The following is a 21,897-nucleotide window of genomic DNA, read 5'->3' as shown; positions in this document are numbered from 1 at the left end:
TTATTTTCTAAAGAAAAAGTAGACCGCCAAAATCAGAAAAACCGATCCAATAAGGTGATTGAGCCGGAAAGTTTCTGTCTTGAAAGCTATCAAAGAAAAAACCATAAAGACCACTAATGTGATGACTTCTTGGATAACTTTCAGCTGAACCAGAGAAAATGGGCCTCCATTTCCGCTAAATCCCATTTTATTGGCAGGCACCTGAAAGCAATACTCAAAAAGCGCAATACCCCATGAAATCAAAATGACAGAAGCCAGTCCAAGCTTGTTAAACCATTTCCATTCAGCAAATTTCAAATGCCCATACCAGGCAAGGGTCATACGTATTGGAAAGTATAAGCAGCGCGATAGTAAGGAATGCCTTCATAAGGGGATAAATAAGGATCCCGCAAATTTCATTATTTAAGCAATTTCTTGTATTTCTTAGCCTACTTTAATTTTTTGCCGTTAACCACCACATTTTTCACCTGAAATCCATCGACGATAGAAGTGTCAAACGCAGGGTTTTTGGTGCTGATAGTCAAGTTTTCAAATTTGAAATCTGCCAATCGGTCATGCTCCGTGATGGCTACATCAAAAAAGACTTCACAGTCCAACTCAATGTTTTTCATCGTGATATGATCCGAGTAGGAGAGTGGAACTTCAGTTTTTCCTTTCAAGTCAAAAAACTGAGTCCAAGGCTTTACATAAATAAAACTACGTGCCTGTCCTTGAATGTTTTCCACGGTGATGTACTCGTAATGCTGAGGAGTGTCTGGCCTCATCTTCAGCCAGAGCAATCTGACGGCATCCTGCACTTTGATATTCCTCATGATCACATTTTTGTTGTGGATGGATTCACTGCCATTGGTTAGAGCCGAGTGGCAAAAACCAAATTCACTGTCTTCGATGATGATATTGGTGTTTTCTCCATTAGTTGGATCTTCATCCGCCCAAGGCCCTTTTCCCCCTTTTAGTGCTATCGCATCGTCATTAACCGAGAGATAGCAACCTTTGATCAGTACATTGGATACCACATCCAGATCAATCGCATCAGTACTTGGAGCTTTCACAGGTTCGTGCGGAGAAGTAATCCTCAGATCCAGAAGTTTGACATTCTTGCACTGGTAATAATGACTGCTCCAGAAACCTGCGTTGATCAGTTTCACATCCTGTACTTGCACATCATTGCTTTTCCAAATAAATACCAGACGCGGTCGGGAAACTTCAAGGTTTGTACAATTTGGATCTTCCTTTCTTCTCTGCCAAAATGCCTCCCAAAACTTAAGCCCGTTTCCATCGATCGTCCCACCTCCGGAAATCGTAAAGCCATCAACCCCATAGGCATTTATCAAAGCGGCATAGTAATCCAGGGTTTGTCCTTCCATACGGGAAGGAATCAGAGGGTAATTGGCTATCTCATCAGAACCTCTTAAAACTGCGTCTTCAGCCATATGAAGATGGGTGTTCGGTTTGAAAAATAAGGCTCCACTCAAAAAAGTCCCTTTCGGAACAATCACTACTCCGCCTGTTTCTGCAGCAAGATCGATCACCGCCTGAATTTTCTCAGTTTGTAAAATGCTACTGTCATTCTTCACTCCAAAATCCGTGAGTATATAGGGCTTGCCAAGATCTTCAAGTTTCACTTTTGAATAATCATGAAACCAAGGCGAAATTTCAGTTCCGTCAGGCCAAAGGTCTTTGGAGTTGTCTTGGGAAAGGGAGGTAAATGTAAATCCACACAGCAATAGAATCAGTAATAATGAGTTTTTCATTGGAAGCAAAATTGACTTAATTGATTAGTATGATTTTAGATTTAGGTAATGGAGGCTTGATAAATTTCATCAATAGCCGCGGAAAGCACCTTGGAAAATTGGGCTGAAGTTTGGTCCACTTTGAGATCTTCCAGCAGTGCACGTGAAAAACTGGCTATCATGCCCCGGTTCTCGGCAAGTGTTCTAGCTGCCCTGTCCAGATCATACCCCCCCGATAAGGCAAATACTCTCATTACATTTTTATGCTGGATGAGTTCAGAATAGAAATTTGCTTCTGTGGGAATAGTTAGTTTGAGAAGAATCTTTTGATCGTTGGAAAGCTTATCCAGTTCAGCCAAAATTGCCTCCCTCAGCAAGGATTCAATGACCCTCTTCTCGTCAGACTGAATGTCCACTTCCGGCTCCAGAATTGGAATCAGTCCATGTTCCAGAATAACCTTTCCTACTTCAAACTGCTGTTTTACGATCTCGATGATGCCTGATTCGTCGTTCGCATAGATTACTGAGCGCATTTTTGTGCCAAAAATCCCTTTGCCTTTTGCTTCGTTTAGCCTCACGGAGAGATTTGGGATCTCCTTCATCAGTTTGACACCTTTTTCTATTTGTTGCAATCCTTTATCGATTTTCAGAAAAGGCACGATGTTTTTCTGCCAAAGAAATTCAGGTACAGGAATATCCCCCACAAAACCATTCATTGTTTTTTCAAATAGTATGACTCCCAATATTTTCTCTCCGCTAAAGGCGGGATCGGTCATAACCCGCACCCTCATTTCATGCATCAGGCGGTACATCACTTCTTCTCCGGAATAATCTTCCTCCTGAATGCCATAGCCTAAAAGTGCTTGGGGAGTGCTACCTCCACTTTGATCCAAGGCTGCGATGAATCCCTTACCTTCGGCTACCCGCCTGATTTGTTTTTCAAATTTTTCCATGGTGTTATCAGAGTTGGTTGTTAAGCTTTTAAGTTAAGAATCTTCGGAATGGAATGGAAATACGTATGGGGTTACTTGATTACAAGTCCTTCCTTGGCCGTTTTTAGTAATCGGCTCTTCGACTAATTCTTAAATATCCCCAAAGAATGGAATGCTGATATACTGAAACTTAAAACTTAACGGTGAAGACCGTTGTCCTAAAAATGAAAGGTATCCTGTTGACCCCTCCTGTTTTGTTCAGGCATAAAAGTACTCTCCTACAGACTTACATTGCTTGGGGTATGTAGCAGTGTGTCTTTCTAGGCTTTTCAGCAGACAAATCTGCCGGGATCAGATAGTATACTTGCCTCTTAGAATTTTCAATCAGAACTATGCAATCCCTTTGGCAGCATCATGATCCATAAACCAGATCAATTCACCGTGAAGTGGCTGAACCAGATTCGCAGGATATGATGCAAAATCTTTTTCTTTCTTGATGATTTCCTGCACTTTTTCGGCTTTTCCGGATCCGGTTACCAAGAAGGCAATGGACTTGGCATTATTGACAATTTTTCCGGTGATTGTTACACGCTTCTGACCGGAATCCGGATGAGTTGCTACCACACAATTTTCTTTGGCATCCCAAAGTGAAATAGAATCAGGAAAAATAGATACTGTATGACCATCATCGCCCATTCCGAGCATTACGAGATCAAACTGAGGAATGTCATTAATTTTTGGGAGTTCTGTATCCAATATTTGGCTGTAGCGTTCAGCTTCTCCGGCTGGATCATTCTCTCCCAAAACCCGAAAGATGTTGAACGAAGGTATGTCAATCTTCGAGAGCAAATGATCCGCGGTCATCTTGTAGTTGCTTTCAGCATCCGTAGGAGCCACACAGCGTTCATCACCCCAGTAGAATTTGATTCTTGACCAGTTTATTTCATTTCCGAAATGAGCGGCCAAATAATCGAAAATAATCTTTGGCGTACTTCCACCTGAAAGTGCTACGTGGATTGTGCGATCAGTTTCTGCCAGCTTTTTGAAGTATTCGGAAAACTCTTTGGCAACCTGCTCTTTGGTGTCGTATATCTTTAGTGTCATATGCTTTGTGAAATTATCTAACTATTAATAGATAAGACTTCCGGATTTGGGTTGAAGTGGTATTTCGCTCCTAGCGAGAGTTTAACTTGACTACCTGGCCATCTGTCTAGGATTTTTAGCGAAAGGATACATGAATCAGTGTTCTCTGCGTAAACCTCTGTGATCTCCGTGATTGATTTTTTATAGAATGCAGAATCCTGTTTCGTCCGTCAGGCGATTTCCGGGATTTCTCCAACCAAAATGCCCATCAAACATCTCGTCTGAATTTCTTGGCCCCCACGTTCCTGCAGCATAACCATAAGTCGGAACATCCTCATTTTCCCAATATTTCAAGATGGGATCCACAAACTTCCATGCGGCTTCCACTTCATCAGCTCTTGCATAAAGTGTAGCATCGCCCTGCATCGCATCCAATAGTAACCTTTCGTAGGCTTCCATAATCTCCGCGGAGTCTAGATCGGAATAGTAGAAGTCTAAATTCGCCTGCTCTACATTAAATCCTAAGCCTGGGACCTTCACGCCGAATTTGATCAAGATGCCTTCGTCCGGTTGGATACGGATAATTAGTTTGTTGTCCTTTTTATACACATCCTGACTTTTGAAAACCTCATGCGCCGGGGACTTAAAGTGAATCACCACTTCAGTTACTTTGGTAGGCATGTATTTGGCTGTACGGACGTAGAAAGGCACGTCCTTCCATCGCCAGTTGTCCACGAAAAATTTCACTGCTGCATAGGTCTCGGTTTTAGAATCCGGATCTACACCTTCTTCCTCCCGATATCCCTTTACTTTTTTGCCGTTTATGGTGGACGCTACGTATTGACCTTTCATGGTGTGTTTTGCCAACTCTTCATTGTCCTTCATGATTCGAAGTGATTTTAAAGCTTTGACTTTTTCATCACGAATTTCTTCCGCGCTGGAATTAATCGGCGGTTCCATCACAATAAGGGATACTACCTGAAGCAGATGGCTTTGGAACATATCCCGAAGCGCACCCGATTTATCATAATAACCGCCTCGCTTTTCCACGCCTACTGTCTCGGCATTGGTGATTTCCACATGATGGATGTATCGACGATTCCAGGTTGGTTCGAAAATCGAATTGGAAAAACGTGTTACAAGTAAATTTTGGACTGTTTCTTTACCCAGGTAGTGATCGATTCTATAAACCTGAGGTTCGTTGAAATACTTGTGCAACCCTTCATTCAGCTCTTTGGCAGTAGCTAGACTGTATCCAAAAGGCTTTTCCACAATGATTCGTTTCCAGCCCTTTTCTTCTTTTGTAAGTCCTGCTTCACACAGATTTTTGGCGATAGGCTCATATAGGTTTGGAGGAGTGGACAGGTAGAAAATGTAATTTTCTTCACAGCTCATCGCTTCATTTAACTTGTGGATTCTCTTCGCCAGCCCATCGTATTTGCTGTCGTAGTTGTCTCCTAAGTCCTCATAAAACATTTTGTCGGAAAAATTGGAGATAAATTTCTTATCCTCTTTGCCAATTTTGTCCTTCAAAAATTCGCTCTCCTGAACCACCTTCAGACGAAATTCCTCATCCGTCAATGCGCTTCGACTAGCTCCCAAAACCACAAAATTTTCGGGAAGATGCTTGCCTTTGTACAAGTTGTAGAGTGCAGGAACCAGTTTACGTGCAGTTAAATCACCTGATGCACCGAAAATTATTAGCATCTGATTTTGTGTTTTCTTCATCAGTATGGGCGTATTTTTATATTATTTGTACCAATACCCGTCTTCGGGTGTTCACAAATTTATCAATCTTACTAGAAAGCCAACCTGCAATCCATTAATTTTGGATGTAAATGATGCAAAAATAATCCATATTTATTTCTAACCTTGCCAGCGTGAAAGCTTAGAGGAAAATTTGAAAATAACAACACGATACAATGGAGTACACGAATTATGATTTTGGTTTAGTAGGCCTTGGAGTAATGGGGCGAAATTTTATTTTGAATGTTGCCGACAATAATTTCAAGGCTTTCGGCTATGATCTTGATCAGGATAAAGTTGATGCACTGAAAGAAGAGGGCGGTGATCTGGAGAAGGTGAGCGCTTCTACAGATATCGAAACTTTTGTGAAGTCTCTGGCTTCTCCAAGAAAAATCATGCTGCTCGTACCCGCAGGGAAAATTGTTGATCAGGCGATTGAGAGTCTTTTACCACTGCTAGACAAAGGTGATATCATCATTGATGGAGGAAATTCGTTTTTTACGGACACGGATAGACGGGAAGCTTATTTGAAAGAAAAAGGCATCCACTTCTTTGGTTCCGGTGTATCAGGCGGAGCAGAAGGCGCAAGAAAAGGCCCGAGCATCATGCCGGGTGGAGATAAAGAGGCTTATGCTTATGTGAAGCCAATTTTTGAAGCAGTTTCTGCTAAATACAATGGAGAGCCTTGCGTCGCTTATTTGGGGCCAAAATCGGCTGGAAACTATGTGAAGATGGTGCATAACGGCATAGAATACGCAATGATGCAGCTGACTTCAGAGATTTATGATTTGCTGGAAAAATCCTGTGACTTGTCAAACGATGAACTTCATCAGATTTATGATTCTTGGAACAAAGGGCGTCTACAATCTTTTCTGGTGGAAATCACTGCCGAAATTTTTACCCAAAAAGACGAATTGACTTCAGCCGATCTGGTGGATATGATCTTGGACAAAGCCAAGCAAAAAGGAACGGGAAAATGGACATCCCAGAATGCGATGGATTTGGGAATTCCTGTTCCTACCATAGATATGGCGGTAAGTATGCGGGAAATTTCTGCGCTGAAAGATGAGCGGGTTCAGGCCGACGAATTATACGATAGACCGGAAGTAGCTTCTATAGCAAAAGAGGAGTTGATCGCTCAGGCAGAGCAAGCTTTGTATTTCTCGTTTATTATTGCCTATGCCCAAGGGTTGCACCAGTTGATGTATGCTTCCAAAGATTATGGCTACGAACTTGATATGGCTACTATCGCAAAAATCTGGAGAGCCGGATGTATCATCCGTGCGGGATTGTTGGCAGATATTGCCGAGGCTTATACAGCGGATAATTCTATTCCGAATTTGCTGCTTTCTCCTTCATTTGTTCCTAAGGTTCAAGGAACATTGCCTGCCGTTCGTGAGGTAGTGGCTTTTGCTGCAAAAAGTGGAATTCCCGTCCCTGGCTTATCTAGTGCTTTGAGTTACTTTGATGCGTACACTTCAAGTAAACTTCCTCTTAACCTGATCCAGGCACAGCGGGATCACTTCGGTTCACATACCTACGAGCGAACTGATAGGGAAGGGATTTTTCATACGGAATGGGGGAAAGAATAGTTGGCAGGGATCAGTCACAGTATTCAGTAGCACAAAAGCCGCTAATCCTTAGCTGTGGTTTGCGTGTCCACAAACTGCCTCGCCCGGTTTTCGGTCTGTGGAGACACAGACCGAGGCGGCAACAGTTGACTTTTGTATATTAAGTATGTACTCAAGTCCGGCTTCCGGAGAAGCAGAACAACTGCCTGAAGGATAGAATAAATCAATTGCGCCCTCTGTGCACTCAGCGGTTAAAATAAAACCTCCCGATCTCTCAGGAGGTTTTGCATTTATACCTGACTATTGTTTTCTTAATAGATTACTTTCACCAAACTCGTAATGACAGAAGCCATACGGATGGATTCAAAGATTCTTTCTTCGCTTGTGCCCAATTCGATCAGGTGATTTTCGTGTGAAGCCACGCACATTTGACAGCCGTTTACAGCTGAAACTGCCGTAGAAATCAATTCGAAGAATTCTTTACCCAGCACAGGATTCATCATGATGTTCATGCGAAGTCTGGCAGGGATCTGTCCGTACTTTTCCTTTTCCACGAAGTGGCGGAATCTATACAATACATTATTGCTGCTGAGCAAGGAAGCACAAGCTACAGCTTCCCCGATCTCGGCTATAGTAGCTTCATTATCCTCAGCCAGCTTTCTGAAAAATTTCTGAAGTGGATTATTGGCTGCATTTGCCGCAAGCGCCAATCCCATCAAGGCAACTTCCTTTTGGTTCAGCTTTTCGCCTTTGAGGACAGTCTTGAAATTGAGTTTCAAATCTTTCACATATCTGGAATCAGCATCACCCAGATTTCTTAAAGATTCATTGGTAAATTCTTCAGTCAGCCCGACTACTTCCAAAAGTTCGGCGACTGATTGATTAATATTTAATACTTCCATGGAGATAGATTTAGGTTTGAAACGAGCAAAGGAGACCTTTTGACCTCCTTTGCTTGAACCCGAAATATGCATTAGCAATTCTACGCCACGGCGCACAAGTTATTACTGTCTTTAATTGCTTCAAAATCAGCCAGGAGGTTACTGTTTTCGACTTTACCAGAGCGATGCTATGACTCAGTCTTCAAACAGTCTGATTTTCTTGCAATTAGAGCCTGTCCCGATTTTAATCGGGACAGGCTCTAACGAAACCTAATGCAAAATTCGGGGTTAAAAGATTTTAGATCTGAATTAGTTCAAGTTCAAGGTTGCTTCTCCTTTTTCCCAGTTGCAAGGGCAAAGCTCGTCAGTCTGAAGCGCATCAAGCACTCTCAATACTTCCTCTACATTTCTTCCTACAGAAAGATCGTAAGCGGATACCCAACGAACGATTCCCTGAGGATCGATGATGAAGGTAGCTCTGTAAGCGATTTTCTCATTTGCTTCGAGAATACCAAGTTCTTCAGCTAGAGACTTAGAAGTATCAGCAAGCATAGGGAATTTGAGGTCACGAAGATCTTCGTGGTTGTTTCTCCAAGCTAAGTGAACAAATTCTGAATCGGTAGAAGCTCCTACCAAAACTGCATCTCTGTCTGCAAATTCACCTGCGTTTTTGTTGAATTCAGCGATCTCCGTCGGGCATACAAAAGTAAAATCCTTTGGCCACCAGAACATTACCATCCATTTGCCATCGGCAGTATGGATATCGTTGCTGATTGTCTTGAATTCTTGTCCTTTTTCTCTGGATACTACTGCTGTTTTTTCGAAAGCCGGGAATTCTGCACCCAAGCCAAGCATTCTGCTGTTCATAATATTGTAAGTTTTAGTTTTCAAATTTGTTGCACAAAGTTGTTTTACATTATCACATAAATCAAATTAATAATTGTTATCTATTCATAACTTTAGGTTATATGACGCTGACCCAACTTGAGTATATCGTTGCCTTGGATAATCATAGGCATTTCGTTACTGCGGCTGATAGCTGCAATGTGTCCCAGCCAAACCTGACTACGCAGGTGAAAAAGTTGGAAGAAGAGATCGGAGTCAAAATTTTTGACCGTGACACGAAGCCGCTTCAGCCGACAATTGCAGGTAATTTAATTCTAATGAAGGCTAGAAAAATTCTTAAAGAAGTATCTGAATTAAGGGAGTTTGTCCTTACAGAGAAGGAATCCTTGGAAGGGGAATTTACACTGGGGGTTATTCCGACCATTTCCCCTTACTTGCTTCCCTTGTTTTTGCCTGCTTTTGTCAAGGCAAATCCACAGACTAAATTGAAAATCCGTGAAATGCAGACTGCTGAGATCATTCAAGAATTGCAACGGGGAACCTTGGACGTAGGATTGCTTGCTACTCCTTTGGAAGAGAAAACCATCCGGGAAATCCCGCTTTTCTACGAGCCTTTTCTCCTATATCTTCCCGAAGCGCATCCATTTTTAAAAAGGAAGCATTTCATTCCTGCCATGTTGGATCCCAATCAGATTTTGGTTCTGGATGAAGGGCACTGCTTTCGTGATCAGATACTTTCGATTTGCGACAGCAAAGTCTCCAAAAACAACTTTGGTTTTGAGTTTCAGAGTGGTTCCATAGAATCACTCATGCGGTTGGTGGACAAAGGGGTGGGTTATACACTAGTGCCCGAAATGGCCCTGTTGGACAAAAAAGATAACAGACTGCTAAGGAGATTTGATACGCCCGAACCCGTTCGTGAAATCAGTTTGGCGGTGACCAAAAACTTCACCAAAAACGTGCTTATCCAGGCAATCAGAAAATCAATCTTGCTTTCTATCCCTGATCGCTTCCAGAAAGAGGAACAGTATAAGATGGTAAATTGGAAATAAATAGTATTACTCTGATCTCAGGGAATCAACAGGATTTGCCATAGCTGCCCCAAATGACCTGAATCCAACTGTGATAAAGGCAATCACAAAGGTGATCCCCAGCCCAATGAGGAAAATGGCAGGTCCGAGCGAAATCTGATACGCAAACTCCTTCAAAACCATTCTCATAACAAAAGCTGCAATTGGGCTTGCAATCGCAAAACCGATAAGAATCAGCTTCGTAAATTCTCTGGAGAAGAGCAACACAATACTTTGGGAAGATGCTCCAAGCACTTTTCTGATGCCAATTTCTTTAGTTTTATTGTTTGCCATGAAAGTGACCAGTCCAAATAAGCCAAGGCAACCTATGAAAATTGCCAGAGATGAGAAGAGTGCCAAGACGGTGGAGGTCTTTCTTTCGCCATTATACATGTTGAAAATCTGATCCTCTAAAAAGCTGTAGCTGAAAATATATTCCGGATAGGCCGCTTCCCACTTGCTTTGGATCTGAGTTAGATTTTGCTCAAAACTATTTCCTTCTATTTTCAGGGCAATGCTATGAAACCCACTCAGATTATTAAGTAGGATTACTGGTTCAACTGGCTTAGAAAGTGAAGTTGAATTGAAATCTTTGACTACACCGGTTACCGGCATTTTATTACCCCAGAGGTCGATTTGTTCACCCACCAAATCATTGTAATCTTCAAATCCGGCTTGTTTGGCCAACGTTTCATTAACCACAAATCCAGACATGGTATCCAGATCAGACAATCCAGCTCCTGCCAGCAATTCAAGTTCAAACAGTGCTATGTAGTCTCCATCTACTTCCTTTATTTGAGTACTGATCGGTTCGTCTTTGCCCGGAATACTGAAGCTAGTTCCCAATACACTGTTGGATGAAGGCGGAGCATTGTTCAGACTTACCATAGAGATACCGGGCAAGCGCTGCAATTCGGCTTTGAGCGTTCGCATCACACTTTCGTTTTGGATAGTATCTGTTTGCTCATTTATTGGGATTGGCAAGGTGACGATAGCTTCCTTCTGAAATCCAATATCCTTGTTATGCATATAACTGAACTGGGAATACATCACCAGGGTAGCGATGATGAAAAACTGGGAGATAAAAAACTGGACAACTACCAATGAGCTTCTTACTGAAAATCCGGATTTTTTTTCAAAACTAGTTGACGAATAGACCTTCCCTCCTTTGCCTGATGAAATGATCCAGGCAGGATACAATCCGGAAAGAAGCGTGACTAAAATCATTACGCCTATTAGGTACATCCAGGCAATATATTCTGATCCAAGGTTAAAAGATAAGTCCACCCCTAAGTATGGATTAATGAATTTCAAGAGAAATTCCCCAAAAATTATAGACAGGCCAGTTGCAATAAAAGTGATCAAGAATGTCTCACTAAGGAGCTGTGAAATAAGCTGGGTTCTGGAGCTTCCGAGTATTTTCCTGATTCCGATTTCTTTGCTACGCTTTACTGCAGCAGCAGTAGTCAGGTTTATAAAATTGATACAGCAGCTCACCAATAAAACCAGGCCGATGACCAAGAAAGTGATTTTGGCAATAAGAGGCATTTTTGATCCATAATTTCCGAATCGCATATCACTGTGAAGCGTGTTTAGTGGTTGGGCTATAAAGTTTTTCCCAAAGCCATTTGACTCTTTTTCTCCATAATATTTCTCGGCAAACCCGGGCAATTGAGCTTCCAGGTTTTCTATAGATGCATTTTCATTAAGTAAGAAATAGCAGTTGTCTGAGTCCGAAATACCTCCCCACTGACTTGATTCCTTTTGCTTTTTGATAGTAGCATAGGAGAGCATAAGGTCTATAGGCAAATCTGTTTTTGCGGGATAATCTTGCATGATTCCTGTGATTTTATACAGTTCTTCATCATATTTGATCAGCTCGCCTACGGGATCCTTTTCTTGGAAATATTCTTCGGCCCACTGGCTTGATATTAATGCGGTATTTGGGTTTTCAATACTCGCATACTCGCCTGTCAGTAGATGTCTGTCAAAAATCTCAAAAAATGATGGTTCCGCATAGGCCACTCCTTGAGACACTTCTACCTTGGAAAATGAACCGTCAGTTTTTGCAAAGCCTATCAAAGAATTGCGCCTGTAAGAAGTGAATGTTGCAGCTTCGACTTCGCCGGCAAAATCTTCTTTGAAGGCACTTACCAAAATAGGGGGAATACCCTGGGTGTATGATTCTCCACTACTGGTTTTCTCCGAAGTCACCACCCGGTATATTCTATCCTTGTTCTTGTGGTAGCTATCATAGTTGGATCCATTGTGTACAATTAAGAAAAGGATCAGGCTCCCTGTTATGCCTAGCATAAGACCCGCTATGTTGATGATGGAGTTGGTTTTCTCACGTCGGAGAATTCTGACTGCAGTTTTCAGGTAATTATTGATCATCACGGTGGCGTTTATCTTTTACTAGCTCGGGATTTGCAAAGAATAAGCCAGTAGAAAAAGGTCCATACAGCCTCTAATCTGGAATAAATCAGATTTCCTACGTACGATTACGGGCTTCATTGTCCAGCCACGGACAGAATCGCATAAAACTAACGCAGGAAGAGCCTTGTAAAATGGATAGAGTTAAAAAAGTCAGGATCACCCGACCTTTAGGCGAAGTTCGCCATGTCTTTTCACGACTTTCAAATCGAAGTGGTGATTGATAAATGCCTTACAGCGATTTTCCGCCCATTCCGCACGTGAATCTGTGTCAAAAAGCAAGGTCATTCTAAGCATCGTCTTTACGTATTGCTCATATAAGCCCAGTTCACGTACATAAGAAATAAAAGCAGCTGACCAGTCTTCTTGGAACTTTTCCAGATGTGTTCTCCCGTCAAAAAGCATTTCAAGCTGATTATCGCCGTGTTTGTAGCGATAGATGCCGCAAAGTTGGCGGTAGATCAATCTTACGCGCTCTCGGGGAAATACAAATGTATCAAGAATCTGGGCGTAGGTGGTATCCATCAGCTGTAGCGGATTATACAGGGAAGTATAGGAGCGCTTCAGTTCAAAAACCATCCGGTCAATCAACTCCTCTTCAAGCATGGATTGCGCCTGACGTAGGATGTAATTTTTGTCTAATGGGAAAAGTTTCTGGATCATTACATGGCAAAAGTAATAAATTATCTTTTTAGGATGATTTTAAATAAGTTTAATGTTAAGTGTCAGGTGCCGGATGTTTTTTAACCGCAGAGAACACGGAGTTTCTCGCAGAGGGCGTAAATGTTAATACAGTTGTCCCACTTCAGGAGAAGCAGGACTAAATAGGATCAAAATTTTATCTTCATTAGGCTTTCTAGTGTGCTTCAATCTTCGGCTTCCTTCCATGGCGGGCAAGCTACTCGGGCAAGTATCCCCCTCATCGGGCATCCAACATCGGACATTTAGCCCCAATCCGCAGGTCTTCTTGCTTCATATTCTGACATCCGGTCCAGCAGATCAACAGGATCGTCCGAGATTATCAGCAGTTCTTCTTGTTCAGGATACATAAATCCCTCCTCCATCGCATGGTTTAAAAAAGCAATCAGTTTATCATAATAGCCATTGACATTATAAAGTGCCAGCGGTTTTTGGATATAATGAAGTTGATTGAGCGTCATGATCTCAAAGAGTTCCTCCAGGGTTCCTATGCCTCCAGGCATGGCAATAAATGCATCTCCACGTTCCGCCATCAGCCACTTGCGGTCACGCATAGTTTCCACAATGATAAGCTCAGTGCAACCACGGTGGGCCACTTCCCGATCTACCAGTTTCTGTGGAATTATGCCCAAGACTTCCTTTCCCGCCCCAAGCATTTCGTCCGCAATCACTCCCATCAAACCTACTCTTCCTGCTCCATAGATTAGCGAGTGATCACGTTTGATCATCTCTTGTGTCAATGCTCTCGCAGCTGTTTCATAGACCGTACTATCTCCTTTTCGTGAACCACAGTAAATGGTGATTTTCTTCATATGATTGAATCCAAAGTGAGGATCGAAATTACGGGATTCTCTTTTTAATGCACAGGGATGCTTGAGGTTTTACAAAAGCTTAACGCAACACCTGTGAAGAGGCTACTCGGATTTTTGGAAAAAGGAATAGCGCAGGCAAGCATTTAACCCTATTTTTGAAACATGAAATCGAGCCTGCCTGAGGCAGACAGTCATGATCCCGTACTTTCGGGGTCGTGCCACTTGTCCCAGCCTTGTTTTTGGGATGGGATGATTATCCGTATGAGAGATTCCCTGTCCGGCGACAGGCTGGCATGTGACCATAAAAAATCAAATATAAACACATGAAAATCTGCTTTGCTACCAACAACCCGAAGAAAATCGAAGAAGTAAATGCTGCTCTTGCCGGGAATTTTGAGCTTGTTTCACTTACAGACATCGGTTGCACAGATGAGCTCCCGGAAACCGGTGATACATTGGAACATAATGCCTTTCAAAAAGCTAGGTATGTGAAAGAACATTTTGGAGTGGATTGCTTTGCTGATGATACGGGGCTGGAAGTAGATGCACTGGAAGGGGAGCCGGGAGTATATTCCGGCAGATATGCCGGCGAGCCTCGCAGTGATGAGCGGAATATTGATTTGCTTCTCAAAAATCTTGAGAATGCCTCTATCCGGACAGCCCGATTTAAGACCGTTATCGCATTGTTGCTAAATGGTGAGGAATACAAATTCGAGGGAGTGGCAGAAGGTGAAATACTGAATAAGCGTACAGGCAACGGAGGTTTTGGCTATGATCCCATTTTTCTTCCTAATGGCTATCAAAAGTCTTTTGCGGAGCTAAGTCTCGTTGAAAAGAATGCAATTTCTCATAGGGGAAAGGCAGTCAGCGAGCTTATTGCCTTTTTGAACCATATATAATTCTGCGAAATCGAGCCTAAACGACGGTAGGCAGGCATGTTTCAGGCAACATGCAGGGGTATGATTATAGGCGATGGGTGATTCTCCCGATCCGCCGCGGCGGATCGGGGCAGGCTATACGCCCATTAAAAATCAATTATAGATACATGAAATCGAGCATGTCTCCGTGGACACTCAGAGGTATGACTATAAACCCGGCGAGATTCACTCTGTCCTTTAAAAATCAAACTATAATCGGATGAAAAGCCGGAAATCACTATAACTTTGCCGGATGAAAAAACCATTCATCGTAGGCATTACAGGCGGCTCTGCCTCTGGAAAAACACTTTTTTTAGAGCGATTGCTTAGTTCTTTTGAAGACGGTGAGGTATGTCTGATTTCGCAGGACAACTACTACAAACCAAGGGAAATGCAGCCCATTGATGATCATGGGGTACATAATTTTGACAGGCCTGAGAGTATAGATTTTGAAGAGTATGCCTCTGATATTCGCAAAATCCAGGCAGGCGAGACTGTTCAGCGTGAGGAATACACCTTCAATAACTCTGCAAAAACACCAAAGATGCTGACTTTTACTTCTGCACCAGTGGTGGTGGTGGAAGGGATTTTTGTATTGTATTATCCGGAGTTGGCAAGTCTACTCGATTTAAAGGTTTTTATAGATGCCAAAGATCATATTAAGCTAAAGCGAAGAATCATCAGGGACAAAGTAGAGCGGGGATATGATTTGGATGATGTGCTTTATCGCTATGAGCAGCATGTGATGCCGACATATGAGAAATACATCAAGCCATTTATGAATGATGCGGATTTGATCGTGCCTAACAATCACAATTTCGATAAGGCCCTAGAGGTTATCCGGACTTACTTACGTGTCAAGACTACTTGATTTTTCTCCCATTTTTCACTTTAATTGATTGGTTTTAAGCATATTGTTTTGATATTTACAGTAGAAGCCAGAAATTCTTGAATGAGAATCACTCATTTTAAATAATTGGCTATATTTGCGGCGCATGAAAGTAACCAAACGAAATAGCAACTTATTCCAACAACGCCTTACGGTGATGCTGGCATTGCTGTTATGTTTGTTTATCTCCAGTGTGGAATATGTCCCTGATAATGGAAAGGCTGCCAAAGTTGAAAAGCAAGACAAAGCATCTTCCAGTGACAAGAACCAGACTTTCTTGGATGTAGCTGTAGATGCAGTTATCCCTTTTGTAGTGAATGTATCGCATCATACACTTCACCTTATCTATGAAATTGTACGGTTTGAAGGTTCTACGTTCATAACTGAATCTACTGCCGTTTTTCAGCCCAATCAGCTCATAGAAATACTTTTTGAGCGAATAATATCCACCAAAGGACCCTGATCCCAATTTTTTCCGAATCCCCAAAGAGCTTTTCTGATTTGCGGTTAAGCTATAAATCTGTATTTACAATCAATCAATAATTTCAATTTCTCATGCAAAACAAAGGTGTCATTGTGTTTTTGACAGTGATCGTTACGGCACTCTGCCTCTACTATCTGTCATTCACATTTGTATCGAATAATATCCAGCAGAAAGCACAGACTTATGCAACCGACGAGTCCGGCAACGTGGATTTCTCTAAAAGACAAAGCTATCTTGATTCTATTTGGAGAGCGCCCGTGTATAACTTTCTCGGCGCGGATTATACTTTTCAGGAAGTAAAAGAAACTGAACTGGGACTGGGGCTTGATCTTCAGGGAGGTATGCATGTTACCTTGGCAGTTTCCCCAGTGGAAATCGTGAAAGGACTTGCCGGTAATCCAAAAGATGCTGCTTTCAATAAGTCAGTGGAGGAAGCTCGCGAAGAAGCGAAGACTTCTGCTACCAAATACGTTGATTTATTCTATACTGCTTATCAGAAAAACAGCCCTGGTCAAAAGCTAAGTTCGATCTTCGCCACTGCTGCAAACAGAGGACGTATCTCCCTGGAGTCTTCCGATGCTGAAATCCTTGAAATCATCGACAATGAAATTGAAAATGCAATCGAGCGTTCATTCAATATACTTAGAACACGTATCGATAGATTTGGTACTTCGCAGCCTAATATCCAAAGAATTCAAGGTTCCGGTCGTATCCAAATCGAATTGCCTGGTGTCGACAACCAGGAAAGAGTAAGAAACCTTCTTCAGGGTGTAGCAAAGCTACAGTTCTGGGAAGTGGCGGAGACAAATGAAATCGGAGCTGCTTTAGAGGCAGTGAACGGTGCGTGGGTTGCAGCCAACAAATCAACACAGCCTGCTGCTGATACAGTAGCTACTGAAGATGCTGAGAATCTTACCGAAGAAGATTCATTGAAAAATGCACTGGAAAAGCAATTGGCTGAAATTGATCCTTCAGGATCAGGTGAAAACAATGTTTCTCCTTTGTTTAGTTTGCTTAAACCAAATTATGGTTTGGCATACGAGCTTCGCGATACTATGGCGATCAATCGTATTTTGAAGAATGAGGATTACAAGTCCTTATTGCCAAGAGATATCAAATTGCTGTGGGGAGTGAAACCGTTCAAAGCCGAAGATGGCTCTGAGACGTTGGAACTTTATGCGATTAAAGCAGAGCGGGGCACAGACGAAGCTCCGTTGGAAGGTGATGTTGTAACGGATGCACGCCAGGCATTGGATCAGAGATCAAGACCTGCTGTATCCATGCAAATGAATGCCGAAGGTGCTAGAAAGTGGAGAAAATTGACTTCTGAAAATATCGGCAGAAGAATAGCAGTAGTATTGGATAATTATGTGTATACAGCACCCGTAGTGAACGGAGAGATTCCTTCAGGACAGTCTGAAATTTCCGGTAACTTCACGGTACAAGAGGCTCAGGATTTGGCCAATATCCTGAAATCAGGTTCTCTTCCAGCTCCTACGCAGATTGTAGAAGAAAGCATCATTGGGCCGACATTGGGTAGAGAAGCCTTGAATCAAGGGTTGATCTCTATGGTAGCAGGTCTTTCCATTGTTATCCTTTTTATGATGGCTTACTATGCAAAAGGCGGCTTAATCGCTATTGCGGCACTGGTTTTCAACATCTTCTTTATTCTTGGAATCCTGGCGCAACTTGGCACCGCATTGACATTACCGGGTATAGCAGGTATCGTATTGACGATAGGGATGTCAATTGATGCGAATGTCCTGATTTTTGAGAGGATTAAGGAAGAGCTTCGAAACGGAGTCGGTTTGCTGGCTGCAATTGATGCGGGTTACAGCAAGGCTTTCTCTGCAATTCTAGATTCAAACGTAACAACATTCCTTACAGGTGCAATCCTGTTTGCATTAGGCCAGGGTCCTGTGAAAGGCTTTGCAATTGTATTGATGATCGGTATTGCATCTTCTTTCTTCTCCTCGGTATTCATCACCCGGGTGATTGTGACTTGGATGAGCAAGAAAGGAGACAAGAGCTCTATCAGCTTTGCTACTCCATTTGCCAAAAATGCATTGAGTTCATTGAACTTTGATTTCTTGGGTAAAAGAAAAGTGGCTTACCTGATTTCTTCCGCAATTATCGTAATCGGTTTGGGTATCGCTGCTGTCAATGGATTGAAATTTGGAGTTGACTTCACAGGTGGCCGTTCTTACGTGGTAGCCTTTGACGAGCCAATGGCCGCATCAGATTTGAAATCCGGGTTGGATAGAGAGTTTGATGGATCTGTGGAAGTGAAAACTTACGGTTCTAATAATGTATTGAAGGTAACTACTTCGTATTTGGTGAATGAAGATGATGCAGAATCCAATCTTGAAGTAGAAAGCAAAGTAAAAGAAGGAATTGCGGCAGTCACCGGATTGGCATTCACTGAGGATGCGACCTCATTAGCTTCCGGGCAATTTGCGATTACGGGCTCATCCAAAGTAGGTGCTACAGTGGCAGATGATATTAAGGCATCTTCCGCTGAAGCGATGATAGTGGCATTGATTGCCATCTTCTTATATATCTTGCTGAGATTCCGTAAGTGGCAGTTTTCTCTGGCCTCTATCATCGCCTTGATTCACGATACCTTGTTTGTAATTGCTGCCTTTGCTATCGCAAGTGCATTGGGGGCTACATTTGAAATTGATCAGGTGTTTATCGCCGCGGTGCTGACGGTGATCGGTTACTCGATTAACGATACAGTGATTGTATTTGACCGTATTCGGGAAAATATAGAAAATCGTGGTACAAATAAGCTGGTAAAAGTATTCAATGATGCCATCAACCAGACATTGGGACGTACCTTGATTACTTCATTTACCACGTTGATCGTGGTGATAGTATTGCTGATATTCGGGGGCGAAGTATTGAGAGGATTCTCTTTTGCCTTGTTTATCGGTATTTTGGTAGGTACTTATTCTTCTATTTACATCGCCACTCCTATAGTAGTAGATTTGATGAAAAGAGAATTGGATCAGGAAAATGCAGCAAAAGAAGCTAAAAAACTTGCTTAATTGACATTTTAGCGGTTTTTAAAAGGAGTGGGCTACGTTCCCACTCCTTTTTTATTGCCTAGCTGCAGATAAAATTCTTATCTTTTGGGGTGAATTCTATCGTTTACGCTATTTCTTAATTTTATCAGAATCCCAATCCATGAAAATCGACAAAAAAGACTTTGAAGCAATGAAAGCCAAGTACGACAATGAAGTCAAACAAGGCAAACCAGCAACAGGAACTAAAAAGAAAGACAAAACCAATCAAACCGACTGGATATTTTTTGATAGAGAAACGCTGGAGGGGCTATTGGCAAAAGCTGACAAAGATCCTAAAGTAGGTGGTATCCAATTTTACTTTACCGAATACACCGAAGAAACTGCTAAGAAAGCTTATCCTAATGAGGGTGCTGCCTATTGCGGGCAAATGACCTTAGTGATGCGTGCGGCTAATTTGATATCCAAAAAAGTAATTAGTATTGAACTGGATGGAGATGAGGATGAATATCAAAATAGAGGACTCTCATGTCCTTATAATTGCGAGGAAGAACCTGGCGATTGTTAAGATAAACTTGGCAATAATTAAGGATGGAAAGCAAGGTTTTTCAGTTTTTTTTTAGTCCGTATTTTATCCAAATAAATATACTCGCGATCGCGGGGGTGTTTTTGTTTTTCCGGCTTCCAAAGGAACAAAGAACTCGTAGGTACATTTGGCTACCTTTTTTGATCTTGATATTTACGGTGTTTTATGAAAATTTTGCTATCAATACCAAAGTTAATTTTGAGTTTAATAAGTCGGTAAATGCATTCTTAGGGAATATAGAGTTTCCCAGATACAATCAATGGCTATATAATGTCGCTAATAAACAAGTATTGACAATTCTCTACCTGTTTTTAATAAAGTCTTGGATTGAACCCTCAAAAAAGAAATACATCAACTGGATGCTGATTGCGTTTGTGGTAAGCAGTCAGATTATACAGTTTTCAGGAATAGAGCCTATTTACTGGTTTCAGCCGATCATATTCACCATAGGTGCTAATATGATTCTGGTAGGGAGTGGGCTCTACTTCGTCGGATTGATTTCGAATGAGGCGTATCTCAATTCAAATCCTATGAGATTGACCTCCTTTTGGCAGATGACGTTTATACTCTTTACCTACTCTTTGACTTACATCAATGATGTTGCCATGCCATTTATGGTGACTTACAATTATGAACTTGGTAAGTCGATGTCCCAGATCAATAGTATAATGAGTGTTTTCAATTTGGCAATATTAGTATTGACCATTGCCTCTCCAAAGCTTCCTAACCTATTTGAACGAGAGCCATCCTATGGATTCAGTTGAAAACCAAGTATATGTAATTATCTACTCCACCTTGTTTTTGGGAGGGATCATGTCCACCTTTGTCATCTCCATGGTATTTATCCACAGACAGCGGCAAGCTCAAAACCGTCAGAAAGTGGATCAGATCAAATCGGAGCATGAGAAGACCTTGCTGAATATAGAAAATGAAATACAGCAAGACACGCTTACGCAGATTGGAAGAGAATTGCACGATAATATCGGCCAGCTGCTTTCATTGGCCAAGCTTAATTTTGGCTCCCTCAAGCCAGAGAAGCATGCCGAGGGAAAAGAGATTTTGAATCAGGTGATTCAGGAAGTTCGTGGCCTGTCCAAGACGCTGAATCTCGACTGGGTGGAGTCTATTAGCCTCAGTGAATTCATCGAACAGCAGCTAGAACGAATAAATAATACAGGTTTTTGTGAGACAGTACTGGAAGCAGACGTTGAACTTGTTGATTTGCCAAAGGACCAAAAACTGGTGCTGATTCGTGTGATTCAGGAGTCTCTTAACAACGCCATTAAGCATGCTTCACCGGATAAAATTGGAATAAAAATTTATCGGGATGGGCTGAATAGGCGAATCCGGATACAGGATGACGGGAGTGGATTTGATACCTCCCTACAGACCAATGGCAGTGGAATGCACAACCTCAAGAAGAGAATGGATACTATTGGGGGCGAATTTAAGCTGACTTCTGCTGTAGGAGAAGGAACAGAAATCATATTAACCTTGCCTAATTAGATTTAAGGGTATAATTTGAAGCTTAATCTCCCCAAAATACTAATCCCCCTTACTCATGATCAGGATTGCCCTGGCTGATGACCACAAATTATTTGCAAAAGGAATAGAAGGCCTCCTAGAGGAAGAATATGACTTGATCGTCGTCGGTGTCTTCCCAAACGGCAGAGAACTGTGTGATTATATAGCCGAAAACCAAGTAGATGTGGTTCTTACGGATCTTAATATGCCGATAATGGACGGCTTTGGGGTTTTGGACCATTGCAAAAAGAAGCATCCCCAAGTGAAGGTAGTCGTACTTTCTATGTATGATGAAGAGAAGATTTACAAAAAGTGCATCGGGCAGAAAGCAGACGCTTTTATCCTGAAAGATGCAGATCCGGATGAATTGATTTTTACCATTCGTGAAGTTTTCGAAGGGCGCCATGTGCTGAATTTTGACCGGGTAAAAAAACAAGCTATGCAAGGAGCTTATTTCGATGCTTTCAGAATGAAGTATAAGCTCTCACGCAGGGAGACCGAGATCATCCAATTGATCAGAGATGGGATTCAAAATAAAAATATTGCAGAGATGCTAAATCTAAGCAAGCAAACCGTGGAAACGCATCGCAAGAATATCCATCACAAGCTTCAAGTCAGCTCGAGAATTGAGCTGGTGAATAAGGCACACGAAATGAACCTTTAAT

The 21,897-nt window shown here is 42.0% G+C and carries 19 protein-coding genes and 1 pseudogene; 10 read left to right on the top strand and 10 right to left on the bottom strand.

Annotated features, from left to right (window positions below; genetic code table 11):
- The 5 genes and pseudogenes from ID165_RS20140 to zwf form a co-directional block, all read right to left on the bottom strand.
- Positions 1-367, bottom strand: a pseudogene (locus ID165_RS20140) (DMT family protein).
- Between the two features lie 61 nt (positions 368-428).
- Positions 429-1,754 carry a glycoside hydrolase family 28 protein gene (locus ID165_RS20135; RefSeq protein WP_192347221.1) on the bottom strand — a complete coding sequence of 442 codons (1,326 nt, stop codon included), beginning with the start codon at positions 1,752-1,754 and terminating at the stop codon, positions 429-431.
- Between the two features lie 41 nt (positions 1,755-1,795).
- On the bottom strand, positions 1,796-2,686 hold the full coding sequence (locus ID165_RS20130) for a fructose bisphosphate aldolase (RefSeq protein WP_192347220.1): 891 nt from the start codon (positions 2,684-2,686) through the stop codon (positions 1,796-1,798).
- A gap of 369 nt (positions 2,687-3,055) precedes the next feature.
- A complete protein-coding gene (gene pgl, locus ID165_RS20125) occupies positions 3,056-3,769 on the bottom strand; it encodes a 6-phosphogluconolactonase (RefSeq protein WP_192347219.1) in 714 nt (237 codons plus the stop codon).
- 180 nt (positions 3,770-3,949) lie between these two features.
- Positions 3,950-5,455, bottom strand: coding sequence for a glucose-6-phosphate dehydrogenase (gene zwf, locus ID165_RS20120; RefSeq protein WP_225586848.1), 1,506 nt, complete (start codon positions 5,453-5,455; stop codon positions 3,950-3,952).
- Between the two features lie 215 nt (positions 5,456-5,670).
- Here zwf and gndA point away from each other — a divergent pair, with 215 nt between their 5' ends.
- Positions 5,671-7,086 carry an NADP-dependent phosphogluconate dehydrogenase gene (gene gndA / locus ID165_RS20115; protein ID WP_192347217.1) on the top strand — a complete coding sequence of 472 codons (1,416 nt, stop codon included), beginning with the start codon at positions 5,671-5,673 and terminating at the stop codon, positions 7,084-7,086.
- 290 nt (positions 7,087-7,376) lie between these two features.
- On the opposite strand, the gene ID165_RS20110 is transcribed toward gndA, so the two are convergent.
- Together ID165_RS20110 and ID165_RS20105 are read right to left on the bottom strand one after the other, a co-directional pair.
- Positions 7,377-7,967 (bottom strand): carboxymuconolactone decarboxylase family protein, encoded by a 591-nt coding sequence (locus ID165_RS20110; protein ID WP_192347216.1) that lies wholly within the window; start codon positions 7,965-7,967, stop codon positions 7,377-7,379.
- 288 nt (positions 7,968-8,255) lie between these two features.
- Positions 8,256-8,813 carry a peroxiredoxin gene (locus ID165_RS20105; RefSeq protein WP_057936839.1) on the bottom strand — a complete coding sequence of 186 codons (558 nt, stop codon included), beginning with the start codon at positions 8,811-8,813 and terminating at the stop codon, positions 8,256-8,258.
- A 101-nt stretch (positions 8,814-8,914) separates the two neighbouring features.
- Between ID165_RS20105 and ID165_RS20100 the strand changes: the two genes are divergently transcribed.
- Positions 8,915-9,844, top strand: coding sequence for a hydrogen peroxide-inducible genes activator (locus ID165_RS20100; RefSeq protein ID WP_192347215.1), 930 nt, complete (start codon positions 8,915-8,917; stop codon positions 9,842-9,844).
- Positions 9,845-9,850: 6 nt separating this feature from the next.
- On the opposite strand, the gene ID165_RS20095 is transcribed toward ID165_RS20100, so the two are convergent.
- The 3 genes from ID165_RS20095 to ID165_RS20085 form a co-directional block, all read right to left on the bottom strand.
- Positions 9,851-12,256 (bottom strand): ABC transporter permease, encoded by a 2,406-nt coding sequence (locus ID165_RS20095; RefSeq protein ID WP_192347214.1) that lies wholly within the window; start codon positions 12,254-12,256, stop codon positions 9,851-9,853.
- Positions 12,257-12,454: 198 nt separating this feature from the next.
- Positions 12,455-12,958 (bottom strand): hypothetical protein, encoded by a 504-nt coding sequence (locus ID165_RS20090; protein WP_192347213.1) that lies wholly within the window; start codon positions 12,956-12,958, stop codon positions 12,455-12,457.
- Positions 12,959-13,239: 281 nt separating this feature from the next.
- Entirely contained in the window at positions 13,240-13,806 is a 567-nt protein-coding gene (locus tag ID165_RS20085; RefSeq protein WP_192347212.1) for a TIGR00730 family Rossman fold protein, read from the bottom strand.
- 323 nt (positions 13,807-14,129) lie between these two features.
- On the opposite strand from ID165_RS20085, the gene ID165_RS20080 reads away from it, so the two are divergent.
- The 8 genes from ID165_RS20080 (at position 14,130) to ID165_RS20045 (ending at position 21,896) form a co-directional block, all read left to right on the top strand.
- Entirely contained in the window at positions 14,130-14,705 is a 576-nt protein-coding gene (locus ID165_RS20080) for a non-canonical purine NTP diphosphatase (protein WP_192347211.1), read from the top strand.
- Positions 14,706-14,976: 271 nt separating this feature from the next.
- The gene (locus ID165_RS20075; RefSeq protein ID WP_192347210.1) at positions 14,977-15,594 is read left to right on the top strand and encodes a uridine kinase; all 618 of its coding nucleotides are present in this window, start codon (positions 14,977-14,979) and stop codon (positions 15,592-15,594) included.
- Positions 15,595-15,718: 124 nt separating this feature from the next.
- The gene (locus ID165_RS20070; RefSeq protein WP_192347209.1) at positions 15,719-16,075 is read left to right on the top strand and encodes a hypothetical protein; all 357 of its coding nucleotides are present in this window, start codon (positions 15,719-15,721) and stop codon (positions 16,073-16,075) included.
- Positions 16,076-16,167: 92 nt separating this feature from the next.
- Positions 16,168-19,146: a protein translocase subunit SecDF gene (gene secDF / locus ID165_RS20065; protein WP_192347208.1), complete on the top strand. Its 2,979-nt coding sequence runs from the start codon at positions 16,168-16,170 to the stop codon at positions 19,144-19,146.
- Positions 19,147-19,285: 139 nt separating this feature from the next.
- Entirely contained in the window at positions 19,286-19,690 is a 405-nt protein-coding gene (locus ID165_RS20060; protein ID WP_192347207.1) for a molecular chaperone DnaK, read from the top strand.
- A gap of 158 nt (positions 19,691-19,848) precedes the next feature.
- Positions 19,849-20,472, top strand: a complete 624-nt coding sequence (locus ID165_RS20055; protein WP_225586846.1) for a histidine kinase — start codon at positions 19,849-19,851, stop codon at positions 20,470-20,472.
- The gene (locus ID165_RS20050) at positions 20,459-21,214 is read left to right on the top strand and encodes a sensor histidine kinase (protein WP_192347205.1); all 756 of its coding nucleotides are present in this window, start codon (positions 20,459-20,461) and stop codon (positions 21,212-21,214) included. The genes ID165_RS20055 and ID165_RS20050 overlap by 14 nt, the downstream gene beginning before the upstream one ends.
- 55 nt (positions 21,215-21,269) lie before the next feature.
- On the top strand, positions 21,270-21,896 hold the full coding sequence (locus ID165_RS20045) for a response regulator transcription factor (protein WP_192347204.1): 627 nt from the start codon (positions 21,270-21,272) through the stop codon (positions 21,894-21,896).
- Position 21,897: the final 1 nt, after the last annotated feature.

Origin of the sequence: Algoriphagus sp. Y33 (assembly GCF_014838715.1) — a bacterium.
In the GTDB taxonomy this organism is placed as follows: Bacteria; Bacteroidota; Bacteroidia; order Cytophagales; family Cyclobacteriaceae; genus Algoriphagus.
Note: the sequence above shows the minus strand (reverse complement) of the source record. Positions and strands in the feature narration are given on the sequence as shown.

Coding starts and splice junctions, on each gene's coding strand:
- ID165_RS20075 (WP_192347210.1), top strand. CDS start 14,977: ATGAAAAAACCATTCATCGTAGGCATTACAGGCGGCTCTGCCTCTGGA.
- ID165_RS20090 (WP_192347213.1), bottom strand. CDS start 12,958: ATGATCCAGAAACTTTTCCCATTAGACAAAAATTACATCCTACGTCAG.
- secDF (WP_192347208.1), top strand. CDS start 16,168: ATGCAAAACAAAGGTGTCATTGTGTTTTTGACAGTGATCGTTACGGCA.
- ID165_RS20105 (WP_057936839.1), bottom strand. CDS start 8,813: ATGAACAGCAGAATGCTTGGCTTGGGTGCAGAATTCCCGGCTTTCGAA.
- ID165_RS20110 (WP_192347216.1), bottom strand. CDS start 7,967: ATGGAAGTATTAAATATTAATCAATCAGTCGCCGAACTTTTGGAAGTA.
- ID165_RS20060 (WP_192347207.1), top strand. CDS start 19,286: ATGAAAATCGACAAAAAAGACTTTGAAGCAATGAAAGCCAAGTACGAC.
- ID165_RS20070 (WP_192347209.1), top strand. CDS start 15,719: ATGAAAGTAACCAAACGAAATAGCAACTTATTCCAACAACGCCTTACG.
- ID165_RS20045 (WP_192347204.1), top strand. CDS start 21,270: ATGATCAGGATTGCCCTGGCTGATGACCACAAATTATTTGCAAAAGGA.
- ID165_RS20050 (WP_192347205.1), top strand. CDS start 20,459: ATGGATTCAGTTGAAAACCAAGTATATGTAATTATCTACTCCACCTTG.
- ID165_RS20080 (WP_192347211.1), top strand. CDS start 14,130: ATGAAAATCTGCTTTGCTACCAACAACCCGAAGAAAATCGAAGAAGTA.
- ID165_RS20100 (WP_192347215.1), top strand. CDS start 8,915: ATGACGCTGACCCAACTTGAGTATATCGTTGCCTTGGATAATCATAGG.
- ID165_RS20135 (WP_192347221.1), bottom strand. CDS start 1,754: ATGAAAAACTCATTATTACTGATTCTATTGCTGTGTGGATTTACATTT.
- ID165_RS20095 (WP_192347214.1), bottom strand. CDS start 12,256: ATGATCAATAATTACCTGAAAACTGCAGTCAGAATTCTCCGACGTGAG.
- pgl (WP_192347219.1), bottom strand. CDS start 3,769: ATGACACTAAAGATATACGACACCAAAGAGCAGGTTGCCAAAGAGTTT.
- ID165_RS20085 (WP_192347212.1), bottom strand. CDS start 13,806: ATGAAGAAAATCACCATTTACTGTGGTTCACGAAAAGGAGATAGTACG.
- gndA (WP_192347217.1), top strand. CDS start 5,671: ATGGAGTACACGAATTATGATTTTGGTTTAGTAGGCCTTGGAGTAATG.
- ID165_RS20130 (WP_192347220.1), bottom strand. CDS start 2,686: ATGGAAAAATTTGAAAAACAAATCAGGCGGGTAGCCGAAGGTAAGGGA.
- zwf (WP_225586848.1), bottom strand. CDS start 5,455: ATGCTAATAATTTTCGGTGCATCAGGTGATTTAACTGCACGTAAACTG.